Raw genomic sequence first — 19,546 nt, 5'->3', positions numbered from 1 at the left:
ACGTAGGGCTTTGCCTTACGTCGTTTCGTTCATTAGTTGCTTCGCGCATGCCTGCCCTTGGTCAATACAATCAGGCACACCTACTCCGCCAAAATAAGCACCCGTCACGTACAAGCCTGGATGTTTGGCACAGGCTTTTTTAAAGCGTTCAATCCGCTGAAGATGGCCAACTTGATATTGAGGCATCGCCTTTTTCCAGCGCGTGACACGATAAAAAGTAGGTCGGGTACGGATCGCCATGATGTTCTGCAAATCGGCTAAAACAGCATTTACAATGGTCTGATCATTTGCTTCTACGATTGCCTCTTCGCCTGGCCGGCCAACATAAGCGCGCAACAACGTTTCGCGAGAAGGGCTTGTATGAGGCCATTTTAAATCGGTCCATGTGCAAGCAGTAATCGTTTCATCGCCTCCTCTGGCGACAACAAATCCTGTTCCTTCATGCTCATTGTCAACAGCGCCCTCAGGAAAGATCATGGCGACAGTGGCGCATGAAGTCGCCTCGATGCTTCCAATATCACTAAACGGGTTAATCTCTACAAACAATTTTGCCGCTTGTTGTGGCGGAATCGTAACAATCACAGCATCATACCGTTTTTGGGTACCGTTAACAAACACGGTAAAAGCCCCGTTGTCGAGCACATCAATCCGTTCTACCGCTGCATTTAAATGAACAGACCCAGGGCGAAGCTGTTCGGCAGCAGCCTCCAGCACCGACGCCAACCCGGATTTGACTGTTAAAAACATTCCTTGCTTTTTCGCCTGCTTACTTGTTGATTTCGTTGCGGCTACCCCTTTTAAAAGGCTGCCGTATTCTGCTTCGTATTGAAGGAAATGAGGAAATATCGCTTTCATGCTTAGTTCATAAATATTGCCGCCGTAGATGCCGCCGAGCAAAGGCTCAATGAGCGAATCGACCATTTCTTTTCCTAAGCGGTATTCAAAAAAAGCACCTGCTGAGACGTCTTCTCCTGGTTTTGCAAATCGCGGCTTCTCATATTCTTTTAATAAATTGCGTTTCCCTTCATCCGAAATCAGTTTCGTTTCCAAAAACGCATCTATGTCTGTCGGAATGCCTAACACCGTATTTTTTGGAGTCGGAAAAAGCGTACCGCTCTTTAAAATATAGGATTGCCCCACTTCATTGCGAACAAGGGAATCGCCAAGGCCTACTCGCTGAATGAAATGAGTCATGCTCGCTTTTCGCTCTAAATAAGAGTCAGCGCCTCCCTCTATTACAAAACCACGGTCTTTGTACGTAACAATTTTGCCGCCAACTTGATTTGAAGCTTCATATACATCGTATTGTAAGTCGCTATGATCATGGAGCCAGAGTGCAGCTGACAGCCCTGTCGCTCCAGCTCCAACGATGGCAACACGCTTTTGCTTCATTTGGTCACCACAGCGGCCAGGCGTTTTGTCACTACATCGGCGAGCGCCTTTAAGAAACGAGTGTCTGCATTTGGCATCGGCGGGCGCAAATAGCGAACGCCTAGTTCGTCTGTAACCAACTTGCATTCATAATCATTGTCGTAAAGCACCTCCAAGTGCTCTGCCACAAAGCCGACTGGACAGTACATAAAGGTTTTGTAGCCTTTTTTTGCATATAGTTCCCGTGTTAGGTCTTGGACATCCGGCCCTAGCCATGGCTCAGGGGTGTTCCCCTCGCTTTGCCACCCAATTTCATAATTCGGTACATTGGCCATGTCCGCAAGCAAGTCTGCCGTTTCCCGCAATTGCTCTGGATAAGGGTCATTTGCTTGAATGATTTTCTCCGGTAAGCTATGCGCGGAAAAAATGACACAAAGGTCATCAATAGAATCGGCCTTCTTCATTTCATTTTCAATTTGCTCTTTCCAAAACTGCAAAAATCCCGGCTCTTTATACCAGCTTTCGATTGTATAAATTGTAGGCCCGCCAATTCGGTCCGCTTCTTCCTGAGCGCGCTTATTGTAAGACTGCACGCTAAACGTAGAAAAATGAGGCGCAAGGACAATCGAAATAGCCGTTTCTATGCCATCGTTCTTCATTTTTTGAACCGCATCTTCAATAAACGGATCAATGTGTTTAAGGCCTAAATAAGGCACAAAAACGATGTCTTCTTGCTGCTCATTTAAAACAGCAGCAAGCCCGTTTGCTTGCTCATCCGTAATGCGAGCCAAAGGGCTTGTGCCCCCAATTGCTTCATAGCGTTCCTGCAAATCAGCAAGTGCCTCTTCTGAAGGCTTGCGTCCGTGGCGAATATGTGTGTAATACGGTTCGATTTCTTCTTTCTTGCGCGGCGTGCCATAAGCCATGACAAGCAATCCAATTTTTTTCTTCTCCATTGTCCTATCCTTTCTGTTGTTTTTTTTCTGATGAGTACTCGTGAACAAACGCAGTGAGTCGTCTCAATGTTTCAGGTTTCACTTCTGGAAAGACGCCTTGTCCAAGATTAAAAATAAACCGATTTGACTCCATGCCTTCATCTAGAATAGCTTTGGCTTCCGCCTCAATTACAGGCCATGGCGCAAGCAAAAGGGAAGGGTCCATATTGCCTTGCAATGTTTTGTTAATGCCAAGGCGTCTCGCTTCCGAAACAGTCGTACGCCAATCAATGCCTATCACATCAACTGGCATGTCTTTCCATTCGGACAATAAATGAGGGGTTCCGACTCCATGTAAAATGAGCGGTACACCCTCTGTCTGAACTTCAGCCAGAATTCGCACCATCACCGGTTTAATCAATCGTTTATAATCAGCAACGCTCACGGCGCCAATCCAGGAATCAAACAACTGAATTGCTTGGGCACCAGCTTGTATCTGTGCTTTTATGTAGTCGATTGTCATCTTCGCAAGCTTGTCCATTAGACGCTGCCATGCTTCCGGTTCTGCATGCATAAATGCTTTTGTTTTATGGTAATTCCGAGAAGGCCCGCCTTCAATCATATAGCTAGCAAGCGTAAACGGTGCACCGGCAAAGCTAATCAATGGCACGTCAAGCTGTGTGCGCAACAGCTTAATCGTATCAAGGACATGTTTCACATCATGTTCAGGATCGATTTCCCCTAAGCGCTCAACATCACTGAGGCCGTGGATTGGATTGTCAATCACTGGTCCAATTCCAGACTTTATGTCCACTTCAACGCCGATAAAAGGAAGCGGTGTCATTATGTCTTTGTACAAAATAGCCGCATCATTGTTGTATTGGTCAACTGGCAGCTTTGTCACATACGCGCAAAGCTCCGGATCATGGGTAATATCGAATAACGAATGCGTTTCTTTAATTTTCCGGTATTCAGGTTGCGACCTTCCTGCCTGCCTCATATACCACACAGGCACATGGCCATGCTTTTCCCCTTTGCACGCTTTCAAGAACGTGTCATTAAATGTTTTGGTGTTCATCTTTTCCACCTTTCATGCATCTGGCGTGACAAATCGTTTTCCATTTTACGCGAAACCTATTTAAAATTCGATTAATCTGCCTATACTCGATCTCTTCCTCTACTACTATAATAACCTCACTGCTTTTTGTATACACCTATAGGACGATTGTCACGAAATTGAGCTATTCTAAAAAAAGCCGCGATCTTACGGCTCAAATGAATGTTGCTTTCGTTCATTCCCTAGTTTTATGAGATTTGCCCCATCTATAAAAACAAAGAAGCCGCTACAGGAGCGGCTTTAGAATGAAAATGAAAACGAAGGTTCGAGCGCTTCAGAAGCAGCCCCTTCGGTATCCGTTTCTAGGTCATAGGTGACCACTTGGTATTTCGGCAAAGAGAATGGATTCATTTTTCCAATCGTAAAATGAGGTTCTGTTAATTTGGAAGCAACTTGTTTCTTGGAATCACCGTCGACTTCATACACATTAAAGGCAATACGCTCATCTTCAACCGCGTCCCATTCTAACTGAACACTTATTAAACCTTTGCCGCCAATCGTGTATTGGGCCGTGAAACCTTCAATCTTTTCCATTGCTAGCGGAGAAGCTAAATCAGCAGTACCTTCAGGCTGTTCGAACGCCGTTGCCTGCAATGAAGCAGGAAAGGAGTTGACCATTTCTTTGAACAACCGTGTCGGATAGCCACTTCCCCCGGCGAAGTATTGGCTTTCGTTTGTTTGGTCATACCCCATCCAAACGGCACCAACCACTTTTGGCGTATAGCCAACAAACCACACATCGCTGTTTGCCCCGGCAACTGCCTCGTATCCTTGCGTTCCTGTTTTACCCGCAACCGCAGACGTAGTTGCAGGTCCACTTGCACCTGTGCCAGCAGCCATGACATTTTCCAGCATTCTTGTCATCGACCATGCTGTTTGGGCACTAATGACTTGTGTTTCAACAGGCTTAGCACCGCCGATACGTTTGTCATTGCTGTCATAGATGTCTCTAATCACATGAGGTTCAATAATTTGTCCTTCATGGGCAAATGCTCGGTAAGCACGTACCATCTCATAAGGAGTTACCCCTTCTCGCAAGCCTCCGAGTGCCAAGGAGAGCTGCCTATCAGGCAAGTGAAAGCCGAACTTTTTGAGCGTTGACACAGACTCCTGAATGCCGATTTCATTTAAAAGCCATACTGCTGGAGCGTTGGAGGATGTGGTCAGTGCTTCATACATCGTCATTTCGCCACTATATTCGCCATTTACATTTTTAGGTGTATAGCCGTCATCGTACTGAAGCAATTCATCGCGCAGCAACGAATAAGGCTGATATATGCCACTTTCTAATGCCGGAGCAAACACCGCTAACGGCTTAAATGTTGAAGCAGGCGCCCGCTTTACATTCACGCGGTTTAAGCCGCGCCGCACATAATCACGGCCCCCTTGGACAGCGAGAATGCCGCCTGTTTCTGAGTCCATAAACATCATAGCGCTTTGGGCGTCTTTGTTTTCTTCTGGGAAGAAACGATCGTTTTGCAGCGCCTCATATGTTTTCTTTTGCAACTCCAAATTCATTGGAACCACAATCCGGTACCCGCCAGTTAGCAGCTCTTCGTGGCTAATGTTGAATCGCTCACTCGCTTCATCCATGACCATATCAATGTACGTATACAACGACTCATCCACCGTTTGCTCTTGTCTGTCGGTTTCCAGCGGTTGGCTCTGCGCTTCCTCAGCTTCCTCAGTGCTTAAATACCCTTGTTGCGCCATCACCTTCAGCACTAAATCACGTCTCTCTTTGTTGCGCTCCGGTTCATCAATTGGCGAAAATGCGCTTGGTGCATTCACGACAGCTACAAGGGAGGCTCCTTCATAAATGGTTAATTCTGAAGCTGGCTTGTTAAAATACAAATGGGCAGCTGCTTCAATCCCATAAGCGCCGTGGCCAAAATAAACTTGATTTAAGTACTTTTCCAATATCTCGCTTTTGCTGTAACGCCGCTCTAAATTCATCGCGATAAGCACTTCATTTGTTTTCCGTAGCCATGCTTTTTCGTTGGAGAGAAACAAATTTTTAGCAAGTTGCTGTGTAAGGGTGCTGCCCCCCTCTACTTTGGCACCTGCTAGAATATCACGGTAAAGGGCACGGCCAATCGCTTTAAAATCAATGCCCTGGTGTTCATAAAAGCGGGAATCTTCCATTGCGACAAATGCTTGTTGAACAAGTTCAGGGACTTGTTCAATTGGAATCACTTCACGATTTTCCATATATAAGTTCGTGATGACGTTGCCGTCGGTATCAACGATTACACTTGAATTATTCATCATTAGCTTTTCTTCATCGATTTGGTACGTGCCCGCCAATATGGCGACGGCAAAGATTAAAAAGGAAAGCACCATCATTGCTGCTACGATGCCAGCCGCTAGTGCGAGTTTTTTGACCATCCGATGACCCCCTTTAGGCCACTGGCATTTGCTTGACCTTTAGCACAAGCACGTAAACGTTGCTTGCCAATGCTTCAATTATCATACCGGAAAATACAAAAGCGCGCACAGTCATTCGTGTTTTTACAACTTATTTCGCAATTATCCACGCAAACTTCATAACTTCCCCCTATTACGCTTGTTTTCATTGAGCCCATTCGTGATTTTTTGACAAAACCCTTCGCGCTTCTTCCTAAGCATGTTACACTTGAGCTAGCATATTATATGGATAGACGAGTTTAAGGCAAGAAGGAGTGTCATGTTCATAATGGAAGTCACTGTAAGCGTTGCATTTCTAGCAGGACTCGTTTCTTTTTTTTCACCCTGCATATTCCCGTTGCTGCCTGCCTATTTATCTCAATTGACTGGATCAGCGGTTTCTGCCGGTGCGGTTTCTGCCCCCCGCCGTGTCATCCTATCGCGAAGCCTTGGCTTTATCGCTGGATTTACTATTGTCTTTATGTTGTTCGGCCTAACAAGCACGGCAATCGGCCAATTGTTTATGGGCAACCGTTTTTTGCTTGAGCGAATCGGTGGCATTATTATTATTTTATTCGGGTTGCAAATGGCCGGGCTTTTGTCAATCCGTGCTTTGTTTACAGACAAACGCTTGCAGGCAAAACCAAAGTCGGCGGCAAGCTTTTCAAAATCGCTGTTGCTAGGCTTCTTATTTGCAGCAGGATGGACGCCTTGCGTTGGTTTGGTTCTGTCAGCGATTTTGGCACTTGCTTCGACAACAGGCAAGCTCTGGGACGGCACATTCCTGTTGTTTGTTTATTCAGCAGGGCTTGGCATTCCTTTTTTGTTGATTGCCCTTCTTTGGTCCCGCTCCTTACATAAAATGAAGCGACTGAACAAGTATTTGCCAACGATCCAGAAAGTGAGCGGATACATGATGATTGTCCTCGGCCTTCTGTTGTTTACCGGCCAATTTTCCGCCCTTGCTGCTATTATGTCCCGTTATACCCCGTCATGGCTCGGGTAACACCATACCATATAGAGGGGCAAAGCCGACAAAATCACTCAGACTGATAGAAAACGCTTGACAAGCGAGACGAACAACGAAGAATCGAGCGTTTGACTACAACCGAAAGGGAGCGCCACGTGGCGCTCCCTTTGTTGTTTTACCGTATCATTATTGCATATTTAAGCGATTGAGCCAGCGCATGCGATAGACGTTCATTGCTGTTTCTTCTAGCTTTTCGAGCAATGTATGGTTGACTGCTCCACCAACAACAGCCCCGAATCCAGGAATAAGCTGAAACATTTTTGGCACATCGATATAATCGCGATAGCGCAACTGCAGTGCTTGCCAATCAGTCGCTAGGAGACGTTGTTCTAAATGGTCGCTTATCGCCTCCAACAATTCGGCTCTATCGTCGCCAGACGAATAAGCGAGTTGAAAAATGAGCAAAATCAGTTGACGTTCCGACTCTTCCTTAGGCGAATATCCATATGCCGCGGCCGTTGCAAACAGTGCTTTAAATTTAATGGAAAGCAATAATGGAAAATCACTTAAGCCTAAAAGCACGCCCCCCGCTCCAGTGCCAATCCCTTCAAAAACAGCAGTTCTCCGGTATAGTTGGAAAAGGCGACGCACTTCGTCGTCGCACTCTTTTAACGTCATTGGCTTTTCCTCAGGCTCTTTTGTCACGAACGTATTCCCTGCAAGCACAGCTTCAATCGTTTTTTGGACGCAAATCGTTGCTGTCTGGTGGTAAACGCCGGGAAGCCTGTCGTTGATTTTATTTTGCCATTCCTTTGTTTTAGATGAAAGACGTGATGGCCGCTTTTTCATTTTACGCTGCCAGCGCCTTAGCTCCTCTTCCACTTCTTTTTCATACATGAAATCACTCCTTATTTCATGTATATTACCGAATACGCCGGTATTTTCCTCTTTTGCGATGAATGAGCGTCTGGCTGCCGTAAAATGCCAATACACCAGTAGCAACAAGTGTAAGCAAGCCGAAAATGACTGAAGTAGAGACCAAGACAATGAGGGCAAATACAAGCACAAGCACGGCCAACAATCGCAATACTAACTGCGACATAGCCGTTTTTTGCTCCCCTGGCCGAATCGGGTACAAATCGACCCACGTACTTGTAGCATGATGAAAAGACAACGTCGAAAGCTGCATCATCGTCATATGGGTAAACAAGAAAGCAACCCCAACTTGCATCCAGCCCGAAGGAAGAATGTAAAGGATAAGGGAACCTACTAGCAATAAACGGACATACGTTCCAAGATAATCATTGGCACGAATAAACGACCGGGCATATAAGTACTGGTAAACAGCACGCTTGTCGCCGCCAAGCAGAGGAATTGCCCATTGCATATAGGTCCTTGCCCGTACTTTTTTCCGAAGTTGAGGCACATCTGTAAAGGCATTGGCAATCCGGTAAAAAAACAAAACCATTCCGCTTTCGATTTCAATTAAACGATCCCATTTTAGTACATGCTTTGTTTTGAGCATCCGGAAATAAAAGACGTACAATAACGCCATCAACAAAAGCAATGCAAGCGTGAGCCAGTAAGGCGCTTGATCAAACAGCAAGTACGCAACAGCCGTGTTCAACAATAGCCTTAAAACGATATGCGAAGCTCGTTCTCCTCTGGATGTTAGACGTTGTTCATACCACACCGCTAACATATTCCATGCTTTGACTGCTAACAGCAAGACAAGCGTTACCCAAAAAACAGTTCCGCTTCCGCCTCTTGCTGTAAACATTGGCCCGCTTGCCATAAACAACAACACAATATAGCTTGATTGCCAAGCAATCGAATAAGCAATGGAACGGGCAAAATAAGGACGAAGCCGCTCTTCATACGGCAACAAAAAGACAATATCGGCGGGCTTGACAAACGTGCGGATATGGCCAGCTGTCAGCCTCCAGGCAAATAGTACGGTAAGCAGCTCTGCTACAGGAAAATCGGCCGGCATTGTTTCAAGAAATTGCTGGTAGTAGACCGTTAAAAACAAAAACAAAAAGAAAACCGAACCGACAAAGCCGCTGTTTAAAATTAGCTTTAAATAGCCTTGCGCTTCCCTCCAGTAGTTGTGGCAGCGGTCTGCCCACAATGATTTGCCGTCAATCATGGCGCTCTTCCTTCGTCATTTCAATATAAATGTCATCAAGCGTTGCGTCTGGTTTGCCGATTGCTTCGCGCATGTCGGCAAGCGTACCAGCCAAAACAACTTGTCCTTGGTGTAAAATGACAAAGCGGTCGCAATAGCGTTCTGCTGTAGCAAGAATATGGGTAGACATTAACACAGCAGCGCCCCTGTCCTTCATTTTCGAAATCCAATTTAAAAACGATGTAATCCCTACCGGATCAAGACCCACAATGGGCTCATCGACAACATAAAGAGACGGCTCTGTCAAAAAAGCGCTCATAATCATCACTTTTTGGCGCATTCCTTTTGAAAAATGGTTCGGATACCATTTTTTCATTTTCGCCATATTAAATTCGTTTAACAGCCTTTCAGCCCTTTCTTCAAAAACGCTGTCATCGATTCCATAAGCGACACTCGTTAAACGCAAGTGCTCCCACAATGTTAACTCATCATACAGGAGCGGCGTTTCAGGTATGTAGGCAAAAGAGCGTCTATATGTGTCGGCATCATCGGCAAAAGCAAGTCCATTTATTCTCACGTCCCCACTCATCGGGTCCATTAATCCTAAGACATGTTTGATGGTGGTGCTTTTCCCAGCACCATTTAACCCGATCAAGCCGACAATTTCTTGCTTGTTTACAGTAAAAGACACATCATGCAAAACCGGTTTTTTCGGCGAATAACCGCCGGTCAAATGTTCAATTGTCAGCACGTCCTAATCACTCCTTGAAGTAAGTGTAGCAAATTTTTTTACATCGCGCACTTTCTATGGACAGCCATACCCCTTTCCACACCGTCGTCCTGTATTCCTTTATTGAAAAGACGTTGCTTCTCCTTTTTATTGCAGGTAAACTGGCTGTATATTAAATGATGAGGTGATAGTATGTCCGGTAATTGCGTATTTTGTAAAATTGTCCAAGGAGAAATTCCTGCCGTCAAACTCTATGAAGACGACGAGATTGTTGCCTTTTTTGACATTTCGCAAGTGACAAAAGGACACGCATTAGTTATCCCTAAAGCACACCATGCCGATATTTTTAGCCTGCCTGAGAAAACAGCAGCAACGTTGTTTGCGGCAGTGCCAAAGCTGGCTTCAGCCTTAAAAGCAGAGTTCGCTCCTGCCGGGATGAACATCTTAAATAACAATGGCGAGGCTGCCGGGCAAACCGTCTTTCATTACCATCTCCATCTCCTCCCTCGGTATGGCGAGACAGGTTTATATGGCTCATTATGGAAAGAAGCTACTGTAGGAACACCGGATATGGAATCATTGCAAGCGTCCGCTGAAAAGATAAAAATGAATTTTTAAATGAAGAGTCTTAAAAGGTGTCAGGCTGTAGACAAACGCGCCAACCGTCGTGTTCGACAAGCGTTTTCGAACAGCCTGATTGACTTTGTCGACAGCCGATCACGTTCGAAAAAACGCTGCAGCAACATACGCTATAAAACTAAGCTTTTAAAGCTTGGCTTGGTGGGAGAAAGTCATTTTTTCATAAAACTTTTTTGGAAAAATGCACATGATGACGCCAAACTGTGGTATGATTCTGATAATAACACACTTTAAAGCAATAAAGATACTAGGAGTGGTCAGCCTTGAACGATGTGCATAACTTTAACGCAGGCCCTGCAGCTCTTCCAAAACAAGCTTTAGAAAGAGCGCAAAAAGAACTGGTCAATTTTGACGGGACAGGCATGTCGGTCATGGAACTGAGCCACCGCGGCGACACGTATGACCGCATCCATACTCATGCGATTAAGAAAATAAGAAAATTGTTGGAAGTTCCTGATGACTACCACATCCTGTTTTTGCAAGGGGGCGCCAGCTTACAATTCCCAATGGTGCCGATGAATTTTCTTGATTCGCAAGCAACTTATATACTGACAGGAGCATGGTCAGAAAAAGCGCTCGCAGAAGCCAAACATTTCGGCAAAACAGTCATTGGCGCATCGGGAAAAGACGGCAATTATAAACAAATTCCTGCTTTAAACCAGATTAGCGAACATGCGCAAGATTCGTATGTCCACATGACATCAAATAATACGATATATGGAACCCAGTGGCATGCCTTTCCCAATACGAAAGCGCCACTCGTGTGTGATATGTCAAGCGACATCTTCTCGCGCCGCATCCCCGTAAACCAATTTGGCCTAATTTATGCCGGAGCCCAAAAAAACTTAGGCCCTTCAGGGGTAACGCTAGTATTGATCCAAGATGCGTTTTTGCAGCGAGCTAAAAGCGGTCTTCCTGCAATGTTGTCTTATGATACGTTTGTTAAATCAAATTCCCTTTACAATACACCTCCTGTGTTTTCGATTTATATGCTCGGTCTAGTCCTCGACTGGCTAGAAGAATCTGGTGGTTTAACGGAAATCGAAAACAGGAATAAAGCAAAAGCGCAACTTTTATATGAGGCGATAGATGAAAGCGACGGTTTTTACATTGGCCACGCCGCCCAAGATTCACGCTCAAACATGAACGTCACGTTTACATTAGCAAATGATGCGTTGACTTCTGTGTTCTTACAGGAAGCGAAAGAAGCAGGGTTTGTCGGTCTTAATGGTCACCGTTCAGTTGGAGGGCTAAGGGCTTCCATTTATAATGCTGTGCCTTACGCCTCTTGTGAAGCGCTTGTTGATTTTATGAAACAATTTAAAAATAAACATGCCGAGAAAGGAGCCACCGTATGAAAAAATGTTCCTTGGTAGCCGGAATCGCTATAGGCTTTGTCTCTGCTGGTCTTGCTACTTTGCTGTCAGCTCCACGCAGTGGCGGGGAAACGCGGGCATGTTTGCAACAAACATACAACTCTAGCAAAGATTGTCTTCAAACCATTTCCTTGCAAGCGAAACAAGTCGCCAGCCACACGGCAACAGTCGTCGATTTAGCTAAATCTGTCGGTAAACAAACTGCTTCCGAACTTAGCCAATCGATTGAGCAATGGAAGACAGAAACGAAACCGGCAACCGAAGCATTACAACGCCACATCAATGAAGCGCAAGCATCCATTAGCCAGTTAAATAAAGACAAATCCCGTGCCTAAACATGCGTTTAAGCACGGGGATGCTTTTTTCCTGAAAATTGGCTCTTTATTTATTGTCGATTTTTCGGCATAATATAAGAAAATATATAAAGATAACATTTGTTTAACAAGTTTTCGGAATGGAGGAGATGGATTTGAACCACCCATTAAAAGAATCGATTGTCTTTAGCCATAAAATGGCGTTGTTAAGCAAAGCCCTCTGGAAATCTGTTGAAAAAGATTGGCAAGCATGGATTAAACCATTCCACCTTAATTTAAACGAACACCATATTCTTTGGATTGCCTATCAGCTTAATGGCGCCACTATTTCAGACATCGCTTCACACGGTGTTATGCATGTCTCCACCGCCTTTAATTTTTCAAAAAAACTTGAAGCAAGGGGATTGCTTTCATTTTCAAAGAAAAAAGACGACAAACGGAATACGTACATTTGTCTAACAGACTCTGGCCGACAACTGTTCCTTGAGACGATGAGAGCCTTTAATGAGCATACGTACCATGTCTACCAAGGAGCGGTGCCGATGAAAGAACTTTATGGGAAATTTCCGGAATTCTCTGAGCTTATTTGTATTGTCCGCCATATTTATGGCACGGAGTTTATTGAGCAGTTTGATGCTTGTCTAACTGATTTCCAAAATGATGTTGAAGAAAAAGACGGCCATTTAAAACTGGCTTCTGCCAACCTCTTCCCCTTGCAACCTGCAAAATAAAAAAACGGCGGATAATTAATTATCCGCCGTACTGTTAGAGCGCACCAAACCTAACTCAATTTCATCATGAGCTAAATCAACATTGTTGAACCGCAAGCCATATGGCAATGTCTCTTTTATTTCGCTTGGATGTAACAGCACACTTTCTTCTGCAGGGTAAATTGTCACCCACTCAGGCAAATCAGCGAGTTGGGAAAAAATCCGTAATGCATAGGCTGGAGAAATTTGAAGCGCACCTGCGTTTAAATGTTCAGCTTTTAATAAAAGCGATCCATCCTCACGCACTTCAGGCGCAAATCTCATCGATAAATCAACGTCTCCAATGAAAACATTTACTTCTCCTGTCAAATAAACACCGTCTTCCGCTAAGTGAAAAGCAAACGGCACGTCTTCTCCAGACTTTGTCAAATCTGCTAGCAGCATATTCATTTGGTCACGGTTAAGCTGAATGGACAACATGTCGCCGCTTGTCCCCTGTTGTTCAGTTGCCGGCAAACGCGCCTCCTCAGAGCCTGCGAATAAATAGATGAAAAACACAATAATTGCCGTTGTTAGCAATACAAACAGGCTAGCCGCAACAAAAAAGCCGACTTTGTAGAATCGGTCTGTCTGCGTCACTCTTTTTTGCTGCATCCCCTACACACCTTTCATTAGCTTGTCCACAAGAAAAAGCATCTGTTTACCGTTATACCCTTTTTTACCCGTTTTGAATAGTCCCTTTTTCATGGAAAAGCCATCCGGGGGAGAGCCGGATGGCATGAGCGGACTAGCAAATCCAAGATGCACCAATAATAACTAGCAAAATGAAAAGCACAACAATTAAGGCGAATCCGCCGTGGTACCCGTATCCTCCGCCTGCATAACTCATGTACATTTCCTCCTTTGATAATTTCACAAGATATTTGATAAAAGCATATTAGAGGGATGCCGCCTGATTGGGACCAAGCGCACTGTTTGACCTGTAATTTTTGAAAAACCATACGATAAATGGCGCAATTTCGCTTTTTGCTTGGCTTTCAAACAGCTCCTCTATGCTTTGTTACCATATCCTATGCAAAAACAAATTATGGGTACTGGGCAATTTGCCCAATTTCATTCCTTATCCGGCGATTGTTGGCAGCACGTATTTATGGTATAGTATGGTTTGTGAACCTTGATAAACTAGCTGTTTGCCTACGGACAAGCAGTTTGAAAAAGAAAATTCGTGATCACCGAGGAGTGTGCCTGAATGAAAAAGTTGGTATTAGCAGCAGTAGGTGCTGTCAGCTTAACCGTCTTTGCTGGTTGTAGCGATGACAGCGAAAACGCAGTAGTGGAAATTGATGGGGAAACAGCTCTCACAAAAGATGATCTATATGATTCTTTTAAAGAGACGCAGCAAGCCCAACAGCAGTTTGTCAACCAAATGAGTACAGCATTGCTAACACGTGCTAGTGAGGATATGGACATTAGCGATGATGAAATAAATGAAATGATCGAAGATTTAAAATCCGATTATAATGTGGAGTCTGATGAAGACTTAGTCAACTTCTTTACGAATTCCGGCTATCCGCTTGATAATATTGATCAATTAAAAGAAGAACTCATTGTGCCTGAAATCGCCATGAAGCAACTTAGCGCAGAAGGCGTAGACACATCAGACGAAACCCTTCAAACTTATTTTGAAGAAAACCAAGAACAATTTGAACAGATTACAGCGCGCCATATTCTTGTAGAAGATGAAGAAACAGCAAATGAAGTCAAAGACCGCTTAAACGATGGCGAAGACTTTGCTGAGTTGGCCGAAGAATATTCTACGGACACGCAATCGGCTGCCAATGGCGGCGACCTTGGTACCTTTGACCGAGAACAAATGGTGCCTGAATTTTCAGAGGTTGCCTTCAGTTTGGACGTGAATGACATTAGTGATCCTGTCGAATCGCAGTTTGGCTTCCACATCATTGAAGTAACAGATAAACTCGATACTTTTGAAGACAACCGTGACTTTGTCTACGACCAAATCATCTCCGAGCAAGGGAAAGATTTTACTACTGTTTTAGGAGAGCTGATTGACAAATACAATGTGAAAATTAACGACGAGGAATTCGATGCCATTGTCACCCAGTACACAACGCCAATCGAAGAGCCTGCCGTTGAGGAAGAACCTGCTGACGGAGAGAACGGAGAAGAACCTGCTGACGAGGAAAACACAGAGGAAGATGAGTCTGCTGAAGATACAGAAGCAGATACCTCTAACGAAAACAACAGCGAAGATACTGAAGAATAATAAAGAAAGAGCAAGCAACAGCGCAATGCTGTCGCTTGCTCTTATTTCTGTTGTGCTTCCCTGCGAGCTTTGGCGGCCTCCAAGCGGGCCATGTAAACATTTCCCTCTTGCTCGATCCACTCCTGGTCAGCCTCGTTTTCTTCCTTCATTGTTTTTACCCACATATATCCGCTAAACAAAATGCCGATAATCAAACCATACATCCACCAGGGGCTGCTTGTTATGACTGATAGTAGTGAAGTTTGAGTCACAATGAAGACAATCGCTAAGACGGCAACAGCTCCCAGAGCAATGAACTGGCTTGTCTTTTTAGGTTTCATCGTATCGTCCATCCTTCCACATCCGTTTTGGCTTTCTAGTAAAACGTATGCATGGGAAAAATAGAATAGAACTGTAGAGAGGATCAAAGTCGACAAAACCATCGAGACTGATAGAAAACGCTTGTCTGCCGATGTCCCAATCCGTGTGAAACCGAGAATAGCGTTCATGAATGACGGGATTCCAAGCATGGGAACGAGGGTATTAGGTTTAACCGTTGGAACCTATAACTCTATTGGCTTTTTATGAAAGCTCGGTTTATAAAAACTGCGATTATCAAGAGCCATAACCCGTTCCGAAAACTCTCCTGGCTGTACCCGTTCAAGCGCCCGATCCATCATATTAATCTTCGCATCAATATTATCAATTAAATGGAGAACTTCCGCCTCCCTCACTACAGGGGTTTTTGGACTGCCCCATTCCCCTTTCCCATGGTGACTTAAAATAAGATGCTGAAGAATAAGAACCTCTTCCCCGTCAATTTCTAGCTCTTTGGCAGCTTGAGCAATTTCATTGGACATGATGGAAATATGGCCAAGAAGCTTCCCTTCTAACGTATAGGTAGTATCAATCGCGCCAGATAGCTCACGAACTTTGCCTAAATCGTGCAAAATGATGCCTGCGTAAAGCAAGTCTTTGTCAAGAGTTGGATAAAGCTCTATTAAGCTTTTGCCAATCCGTAGCATCGATACAACATGGAATGCCAAGCCGGACATAAACTCATGATGGTTTTTTGTAGCCGCTGGCGATTCTAAAAATGCCTGTTGGTGTTTTTTTAGGAGAAAGCGTGTAATCCGTTGGATATGGGGATTATGGATTTCAAAAATGTATTGATTGACTTCATCGAGCATATCATTTGGCGCCAAGGGAGCTGATCGGACAAAATCATTTAAGTGAACGCCATCCATCGCTGATGTCGGGCGGATGCTGGCAATTTTAAGCTGAAGCCGCCCCCGATAGTCAATCACGTCTCCTTGGATATGGACAATTGTTTTATTGACAAAGGTCGCTTCATCTTCTGGGGAAATCCCCCAAAGTTTAGCCTCAATTTCACCGGTATGGTCGCCAAGAATCAACGTCAAAAAAGGCTTTGAGTTGCTAGCGATTTGTTTTGTGGCGGTTTTAATTAATAAATAACCATCTACCGCTTCCCCCACTCGATGATGTCTAATGCCTTTTGCCATCGTCTCACCTCTTAAGCTTCTAATCTTCCTTTCAGTATAGCATACGATTCGCTTTAAAGGGGTTGAAAACAAAAAGAGCGCACCCATAGGCTAGCGCTCTTTTTTGTCAGCTTTTGCTTCTTTTCGCCGTTCTTTCCGTTTTGGTTCAATAGGCTTAGGCTTGATTGTCTTCGGCAACGTTATGGTGAATCGGACGCCATCATCGATATTTTCCACTCGTGCACTTCCCCGATGAAGCTCCGCTATTTGCTTGACGATTGCCAGCCCGAGTCCAAATTTGCCTTTATTGCCTTTATAAAAAGGGTTAAATAGCTTAGTCAAATCAGCGTCAATCGGTTCTCCTTCATTTTCGACAATGAGATAACAGTTCCTCTCATCTTGTTCAGCGCGAATATACAAGCGATGCTTCGCATAACGCAACCCGTTTTCAACGAGGTTTTCCAACAACACTTCGCATTGTTCAATGTCAGCTTCGACAATGACTTCTGCCCCTTCAACGGAAATGGTTACATCATCGCGCTGGTAGCGGAACCGTTCTTCAATCTGGTATGCTAGCTTTCCGAACGGGAATGGCCCAACGTTAAGCTGATCTTTCTTCATTTGGTCGAGCTTTGTGTAATAAAGCATGTCAATTACGCGGCGTTCCATCCGGTTTGCCTCTTCCGTGATGACGTCCATCGTTTGCTCCAAATTTTCTTTTGGCAAAATCCCATCTTTCACAGACTGGGAGTAGCTTTTAATGACCATAATTGGCGTTTTGAGCTCGTGGGATGCATGTTGGATGAATGTCTTTTGCGCTCGGTCATAGCTATTTAAGTTTTGCCGCATCCGTTCAAATTGGTAAGATAGGCGTTCGAAATCCTTATCTCCCTCCCATCGCAATGGTTCTTGCCAATTACGGTTGGCAATTTGCTCAAGATGGTTCTCAAGCACGGCAAGAGGCTGGCGCAAATAATGCTTTAGCCAAATCGCCGGGAACAAACTTAAGGCACTTGCTAACAACAATAAGTATAGCAGCCGCTCCCATAAACGGTTTACCATCTCGTCACGGTATGTGTCCCACATATACGTGACAAGGAATTGACTGTCCGAGATTTTGGTGATTACATAAAATAGCGTTTGTTCATCAATTGTGGTTTCATAACGGCCATGCTGTCCCTTTTGTTCTAAAGCATTCTGGACTATTTCATTATTCACTTCGTAAGGGGGAACTAACCGTGGGTCAATATAGCTTACACCAGCTTCAGATAAACGAAATGAATAAGAAACCGTTGAACGTTGCTCCCTGGCCTGGTAAAACCCTGGCTGGAACGGAAAGTAGTCATTCTCCCCAGAAAGAAGCTGCCTAACATCGTTTTCAATTAAACGGTACGTTTCCTCGGTAAGCGTTCCTCTGATCGAAAGTGGGTAAACAATGGTAATCGAAAGGACAACAAGCACAATTAACGAAACGAATGCTAGCCATATTCGTTTCGTCAAGTTGATTTTAATCATGAAGACAAAATGCGGTATCCGTAACCATAGAGCGTTTCTAAGTGGATACGCGGCATTTTTTTACGGACGCGGCGGACTACATCGTCCACTGCCCGTTCTGAACCAAAATAATTTTCGCCCCAAACATGCTCAATGATTTTTTCCCGAGAAAACGCCTTGCCAATATCAGCAGACAACAGCAACATTAAATCCATTTCTTTTGTCGTTAAATCAACCGTGTCATTATTGGCCTCTAGATCGACAATCGTGCGGCCGATTGGGTCAATGCTGTAGTTGTTCAGCTCAATTTTTTGCGATTCTGCTGACGACGTACCGTAAACACGATTAAGCAGCTTTTTTACACGGATAATCAGTTCCTGTGGCAAAAACGGCTTTGCCAAATAATCATCGCTGCCCATCTCAAGACCAAGCACACGATCTAAGTCTTGGTCACGTGCAGAAATGAAAATAACTGGCGTGTCTTCTTGCTCTTTAATAGCTTTCAAAACTTGGTAGCCGTCGGTCCCAGGCAACATAATATCCAATACCCACAAATGCGGTTTATCCGGGACCGCCTCAATAGCAGCATTGCCGTCGAGAAAAACGGTGACGTTCCATCCTTCCTTTTGCAAATAAGCCTTTAATACCTCTGATAAATTCGCTTCATCTTCTACTAGGTAAATATTATATGTTTCCATCTGCAATCCTCCTAACAGCTCCAGTCAATTTCATCTACAATTGTGTCTAAAAGCTTGTCCTCTTTAGGTTTTCACTTTCAGTTACCTGCCCATAAACAGGAAATCCCTAACCATTTATCGACACCTTCAAGTGGTATAGCTTTATTTTACATAATTTCGTTTTAAATCGCGAACTTTCCGCTGAATTTACGTAATCTTCCTCACTCTCAAGAAATATGTAAAGGCATGCCCTTAGCTGGAGCATGCCTATAACAGAGCAATAGCAGCAAGGGCTGCAAGCGGTAGCACCCAGCGACGCCAGCCAAATGGCCTGACACCAAAGCCGTAAGGCGGGTAGCCATAGTATGGATAGCTATACGGATAGCGCATTTCCATTGCGCTAGAAAATCCTTCTAATTGGGACAAGCGTATTGGTTTTTCATTCTCGTCAACTGGATAAAGGACATGGGCATTCTCATTGTCAACATATTCAATAATGGCTTCAAGTTCGACGCCGTCATGTGCCGTCAATTTGACGGGATAATTGGTGTACCGCTGGCATAATGACTTAATTGTTTCTACTGACATCCACTATTCCCCCTTTGCCGATATTGTATTCACTCATGGAAAATAGGTGAATGCACACTTTTTTTCATGCTATACTAATGGAAACGCTATCAAACAAAAGGAGGCGAACCAATGGTTTACTATTTGACTGCTTTTCAAAAAGACAGTTCAGAAGTGTTAAATGAACGGTTTGAAGCAGCAACGGACGATGAAGCGATCCGAACAGCCACATTACGGTTAAAAGAAGCGCAGGCGGAAAAGCTCACCCATCGGTTGACGAGAAGCGGCAAGCTGCTGTTATTCTGCCGATAGAAAATACCGCCCTTTTCTTAAAAGAGCGGCTA

The 19,546-nt window shown here is 44.4% G+C and carries 21 protein-coding genes; 7 read left to right on the top strand and 14 right to left on the bottom strand.

The window, feature by feature from the left end:
* Nucleotides 1–15 precede the first annotated feature (15 nt).
* From hemY to BUC05_RS01100, 4 genes are all read right to left on the bottom strand, one after another.
* Nucleotides 16–1,392, bottom strand: a complete 1,377-nt coding sequence (gene hemY / locus BUC05_RS01115) for a protoporphyrinogen oxidase (RefSeq protein ID WP_035204494.1) — start codon at nucleotides 1,390–1,392, stop codon at nucleotides 16–18.
* A complete protein-coding gene (gene hemH / locus BUC05_RS01110) occupies nucleotides 1,389–2,327 on the bottom strand; it encodes a ferrochelatase (RefSeq protein WP_035204492.1) in 939 nt (312 codons plus the stop codon). Before hemH ends, hemY begins: the two co-directional genes overlap by 4 nt.
* Nucleotides 2,328–2,331: 4 nt before the next feature.
* Nucleotides 2,332–3,384, bottom strand: a complete 1,053-nt coding sequence (gene hemE, locus BUC05_RS01105; protein WP_011246382.1) for a uroporphyrinogen decarboxylase — start codon at nucleotides 3,382–3,384, stop codon at nucleotides 2,332–2,334.
* Nucleotides 3,385–3,663: 279 nt separating this feature from the next.
* The gene (locus BUC05_RS01100) at nucleotides 3,664–5,811 is read right to left on the bottom strand and encodes a transglycosylase domain-containing protein (protein ID WP_035204489.1); all 2,148 of its coding nucleotides are present in this window, start codon (nucleotides 5,809–5,811) and stop codon (nucleotides 3,664–3,666) included.
* 298 nt (nucleotides 5,812–6,109) lie between these two features.
* On the opposite strand from BUC05_RS01100, the gene BUC05_RS01095 reads away from it, so the two are divergent.
* Nucleotides 6,110–6,835, top strand: a complete 726-nt coding sequence (locus BUC05_RS01095; RefSeq protein ID WP_011246380.1) for a cytochrome c biogenesis CcdA family protein — start codon at nucleotides 6,110–6,112, stop codon at nucleotides 6,833–6,835.
* A gap of 150 nt (nucleotides 6,836–6,985) precedes the next feature.
* Here the strand turns inward: BUC05_RS01095 and BUC05_RS01090 are convergent, their stop codons facing one another.
* From BUC05_RS01090 to BUC05_RS01080, 3 genes are read right to left on the bottom strand one after another with little or no spacing between them, the layout of a single operon-like run.
* Nucleotides 6,986–7,696 carry an EcsC family protein gene (locus tag BUC05_RS01090; RefSeq protein ID WP_011246379.1) on the bottom strand — a complete coding sequence of 237 codons (711 nt, stop codon included), beginning with the start codon at nucleotides 7,694–7,696 and terminating at the stop codon, nucleotides 6,986–6,988.
* 25 nt (nucleotides 7,697–7,721) lie between these two features.
* A complete protein-coding gene (locus tag BUC05_RS01085) occupies nucleotides 7,722–8,948 on the bottom strand; it encodes an ABC transporter permease (RefSeq protein ID WP_035204486.1) in 1,227 nt (408 codons plus the stop codon).
* A complete protein-coding gene (locus BUC05_RS01080; RefSeq protein ID WP_011246377.1) occupies nucleotides 8,941–9,678 on the bottom strand; it encodes an ABC transporter ATP-binding protein in 738 nt (245 codons plus the stop codon). Before BUC05_RS01080 ends, BUC05_RS01085 begins: the two co-directional genes overlap by 8 nt.
* 171 nt (nucleotides 9,679–9,849) lie before the next feature.
* On the opposite strand from BUC05_RS01080, the gene BUC05_RS01075 reads away from it, so the two are divergent.
* The 4 genes from BUC05_RS01075 (at nucleotide 9,850) to BUC05_RS01060 (ending at nucleotide 12,717) form a co-directional block, all read left to right on the top strand.
* Complete coding sequence (locus tag BUC05_RS01075; RefSeq protein WP_011246376.1) at nucleotides 9,850–10,275, top strand: HIT family protein; 426 nt, start codon at nucleotides 9,850–9,852, stop codon at nucleotides 10,273–10,275.
* Nucleotides 10,276–10,559: 284 nt separating this feature from the next.
* Nucleotides 10,560–11,654 (top strand): 3-phosphoserine/phosphohydroxythreonine transaminase, encoded by a 1,095-nt coding sequence (serC, locus tag BUC05_RS01070; RefSeq protein WP_063608307.1) that lies wholly within the window; start codon nucleotides 10,560–10,562, stop codon nucleotides 11,652–11,654.
* On the top strand, nucleotides 11,651–12,007 hold the full coding sequence (locus BUC05_RS01065) for a YtxH domain-containing protein (protein ID WP_073303961.1): 357 nt from the start codon (nucleotides 11,651–11,653) through the stop codon (nucleotides 12,005–12,007). Before serC ends, BUC05_RS01065 begins: the two co-directional genes overlap by 4 nt.
* Nucleotides 12,008–12,126: 119 nt before the next feature.
* Nucleotides 12,127–12,717, top strand: coding sequence for an HTH-type transcriptional regulator Hpr (locus BUC05_RS01060; RefSeq protein WP_035204480.1), 591 nt, complete (start codon nucleotides 12,127–12,129; stop codon nucleotides 12,715–12,717).
* A 15-nt stretch (nucleotides 12,718–12,732) separates the two neighbouring features.
* Here the strand turns inward: BUC05_RS01060 and BUC05_RS01055 are convergent, their stop codons facing one another.
* On the bottom strand, nucleotides 12,733–13,350 hold the full coding sequence (locus BUC05_RS01055; protein ID WP_073303959.1) for a YpmS family protein: 618 nt from the start codon (nucleotides 13,348–13,350) through the stop codon (nucleotides 12,733–12,735).
* A 133-nt stretch (nucleotides 13,351–13,483) separates the two neighbouring features.
* Nucleotides 13,484–13,585, bottom strand: a complete 102-nt coding sequence (locus tag BUC05_RS01050; RefSeq protein ID WP_035204477.1) for a YjcZ family sporulation protein — start codon at nucleotides 13,583–13,585, stop codon at nucleotides 13,484–13,486.
* Between the two features lie 360 nt (nucleotides 13,586–13,945).
* On the opposite strand from BUC05_RS01050, the gene BUC05_RS01045 reads away from it, so the two are divergent.
* Nucleotides 13,946–14,983: a peptidylprolyl isomerase gene (locus BUC05_RS01045; RefSeq protein WP_011246371.1), complete on the top strand. Its 1,038-nt coding sequence runs from the start codon at nucleotides 13,946–13,948 to the stop codon at nucleotides 14,981–14,983.
* A gap of 41 nt (nucleotides 14,984–15,024) precedes the next feature.
* Here the strand turns inward: BUC05_RS01045 and BUC05_RS21190 are convergent, their stop codons facing one another.
* The 5 genes from BUC05_RS21190 to BUC05_RS01020 all read right to left on the bottom strand — a co-directional run bounded on the left by BUC05_RS21190 (nucleotide 15,025) and on the right by BUC05_RS01020 (nucleotide 19,223).
* Entirely contained in the window at nucleotides 15,025–15,303 is a 279-nt protein-coding gene (locus BUC05_RS21190) for a sporulation YhaL family protein (protein WP_070104799.1), read from the bottom strand.
* Between the two features lie 222 nt (nucleotides 15,304–15,525).
* The gene (yhaM, locus tag BUC05_RS01035; RefSeq protein ID WP_011246369.1) at nucleotides 15,526–16,485 is read right to left on the bottom strand and encodes a 3'-5' exoribonuclease YhaM; all 960 of its coding nucleotides are present in this window, start codon (nucleotides 16,483–16,485) and stop codon (nucleotides 15,526–15,528) included.
* Nucleotides 16,486–16,575: 90 nt separating this feature from the next.
* Complete coding sequence (locus BUC05_RS01030) at nucleotides 16,576–17,979, bottom strand: sensor histidine kinase (RefSeq protein ID WP_011246368.1); 1,404 nt, start codon at nucleotides 17,977–17,979, stop codon at nucleotides 16,576–16,578.
* Nucleotides 17,976–18,656 carry a response regulator transcription factor gene (locus tag BUC05_RS01025; protein WP_011246367.1) on the bottom strand — a complete coding sequence of 227 codons (681 nt, stop codon included), beginning with the start codon at nucleotides 18,654–18,656 and terminating at the stop codon, nucleotides 17,976–17,978. The genes BUC05_RS01030 and BUC05_RS01025 overlap by 4 nt, the downstream gene beginning before the upstream one ends.
* Nucleotides 18,657–18,902: 246 nt before the next feature.
* A complete protein-coding gene (locus tag BUC05_RS01020) occupies nucleotides 18,903–19,223 on the bottom strand; it encodes a hypothetical protein (protein ID WP_011246366.1) in 321 nt (106 codons plus the stop codon).
* A gap of 111 nt (nucleotides 19,224–19,334) precedes the next feature.
* Between BUC05_RS01020 and BUC05_RS01015 the strand changes: the two genes are divergently transcribed.
* Nucleotides 19,335–19,514, top strand: a complete 180-nt coding sequence (locus BUC05_RS01015) for a YhzD family protein (RefSeq protein ID WP_011246365.1) — start codon at nucleotides 19,335–19,337, stop codon at nucleotides 19,512–19,514.
* Nucleotides 19,515–19,546 lie beyond the last annotated feature (32 nt).

It is taken from the genome of Shouchella rhizosphaerae, from assembly GCF_900142675.1.
Classification (GTDB): Bacteria; Bacillota; Bacilli; order Bacillales; family Bacillaceae_D; genus Shouchella; species Shouchella rhizosphaerae.
This window is presented reverse-complemented; position numbering and strand designations above follow the sequence as displayed.

Bases quoted from the DNA above. Each gene is read 5' to 3' on its own strand.
- hemY (WP_035204494.1), bottom strand. From the start codon at position 1,392: ATGAAGCAAAAGCGTGTTGCCATCGTTGGAGCTGGAGCGACAGGGCTG.
- hemH (WP_035204492.1), bottom strand. From the start codon at position 2,327: ATGGAGAAGAAAAAAATTGGATTGCTTGTCATGGCTTATGGCACGCCG.
- hemE (WP_011246382.1), bottom strand. From the start codon at position 3,384: ATGAACACCAAAACATTTAATGACACGTTCTTGAAAGCGTGCAAAGGG.
- BUC05_RS01100 (WP_035204489.1), bottom strand. From the start codon at position 5,811: ATGGTCAAAAAACTCGCACTAGCGGCTGGCATCGTAGCAGCAATGATG.
- BUC05_RS01095 (WP_011246380.1), top strand. From the start codon at position 6,110: ATGTTCATAATGGAAGTCACTGTAAGCGTTGCATTTCTAGCAGGACTC.
- BUC05_RS01090 (WP_011246379.1), bottom strand. From the start codon at position 7,696: ATGTATGAAAAAGAAGTGGAAGAGGAGCTAAGGCGCTGGCAGCGTAAA.
- BUC05_RS01085 (WP_035204486.1), bottom strand. From the start codon at position 8,948: ATGATTGACGGCAAATCATTGTGGGCAGACCGCTGCCACAACTACTGG.
- BUC05_RS01075 (WP_011246376.1), top strand. From the start codon at position 9,850: ATGTCCGGTAATTGCGTATTTTGTAAAATTGTCCAAGGAGAAATTCCT.
- BUC05_RS01065 (WP_073303961.1), top strand. From the start codon at position 11,651: ATGAAAAAATGTTCCTTGGTAGCCGGAATCGCTATAGGCTTTGTCTCT.
- BUC05_RS01060 (WP_035204480.1), top strand. From the start codon at position 12,127: ATGGAGGAGATGGATTTGAACCACCCATTAAAAGAATCGATTGTCTTT.
- BUC05_RS01055 (WP_073303959.1), bottom strand. From the start codon at position 13,350: ATGCAGCAAAAAAGAGTGACGCAGACAGACCGATTCTACAAAGTCGGC.
- BUC05_RS01050 (WP_035204477.1), bottom strand. From the start codon at position 13,585: ATGAGTTATGCAGGCGGAGGATACGGGTACCACGGCGGATTCGCCTTA.
- BUC05_RS01045 (WP_011246371.1), top strand. From the start codon at position 13,946: ATGAAAAAGTTGGTATTAGCAGCAGTAGGTGCTGTCAGCTTAACCGTC.
- BUC05_RS21190 (WP_070104799.1), bottom strand. From the start codon at position 15,303: ATGAAACCTAAAAAGACAAGCCAGTTCATTGCTCTGGGAGCTGTTGCC.
- yhaM (WP_011246369.1), bottom strand. From the start codon at position 16,485: ATGGCAAAAGGCATTAGACATCATCGAGTGGGGGAAGCGGTAGATGGT.
- BUC05_RS01030 (WP_011246368.1), bottom strand. From the start codon at position 17,979: ATGATTAAAATCAACTTGACGAAACGAATATGGCTAGCATTCGTTTCG.
- BUC05_RS01025 (WP_011246367.1), bottom strand. From the start codon at position 18,656: ATGGAAACATATAATATTTACCTAGTAGAAGATGAAGCGAATTTATCA.
- BUC05_RS01020 (WP_011246366.1), bottom strand. From the start codon at position 19,223: ATGTCAGTAGAAACAATTAAGTCATTATGCCAGCGGTACACCAATTAT.
- BUC05_RS01015 (WP_011246365.1), top strand. From the start codon at position 19,335: ATGGTTTACTATTTGACTGCTTTTCAAAAAGACAGTTCAGAAGTGTTA.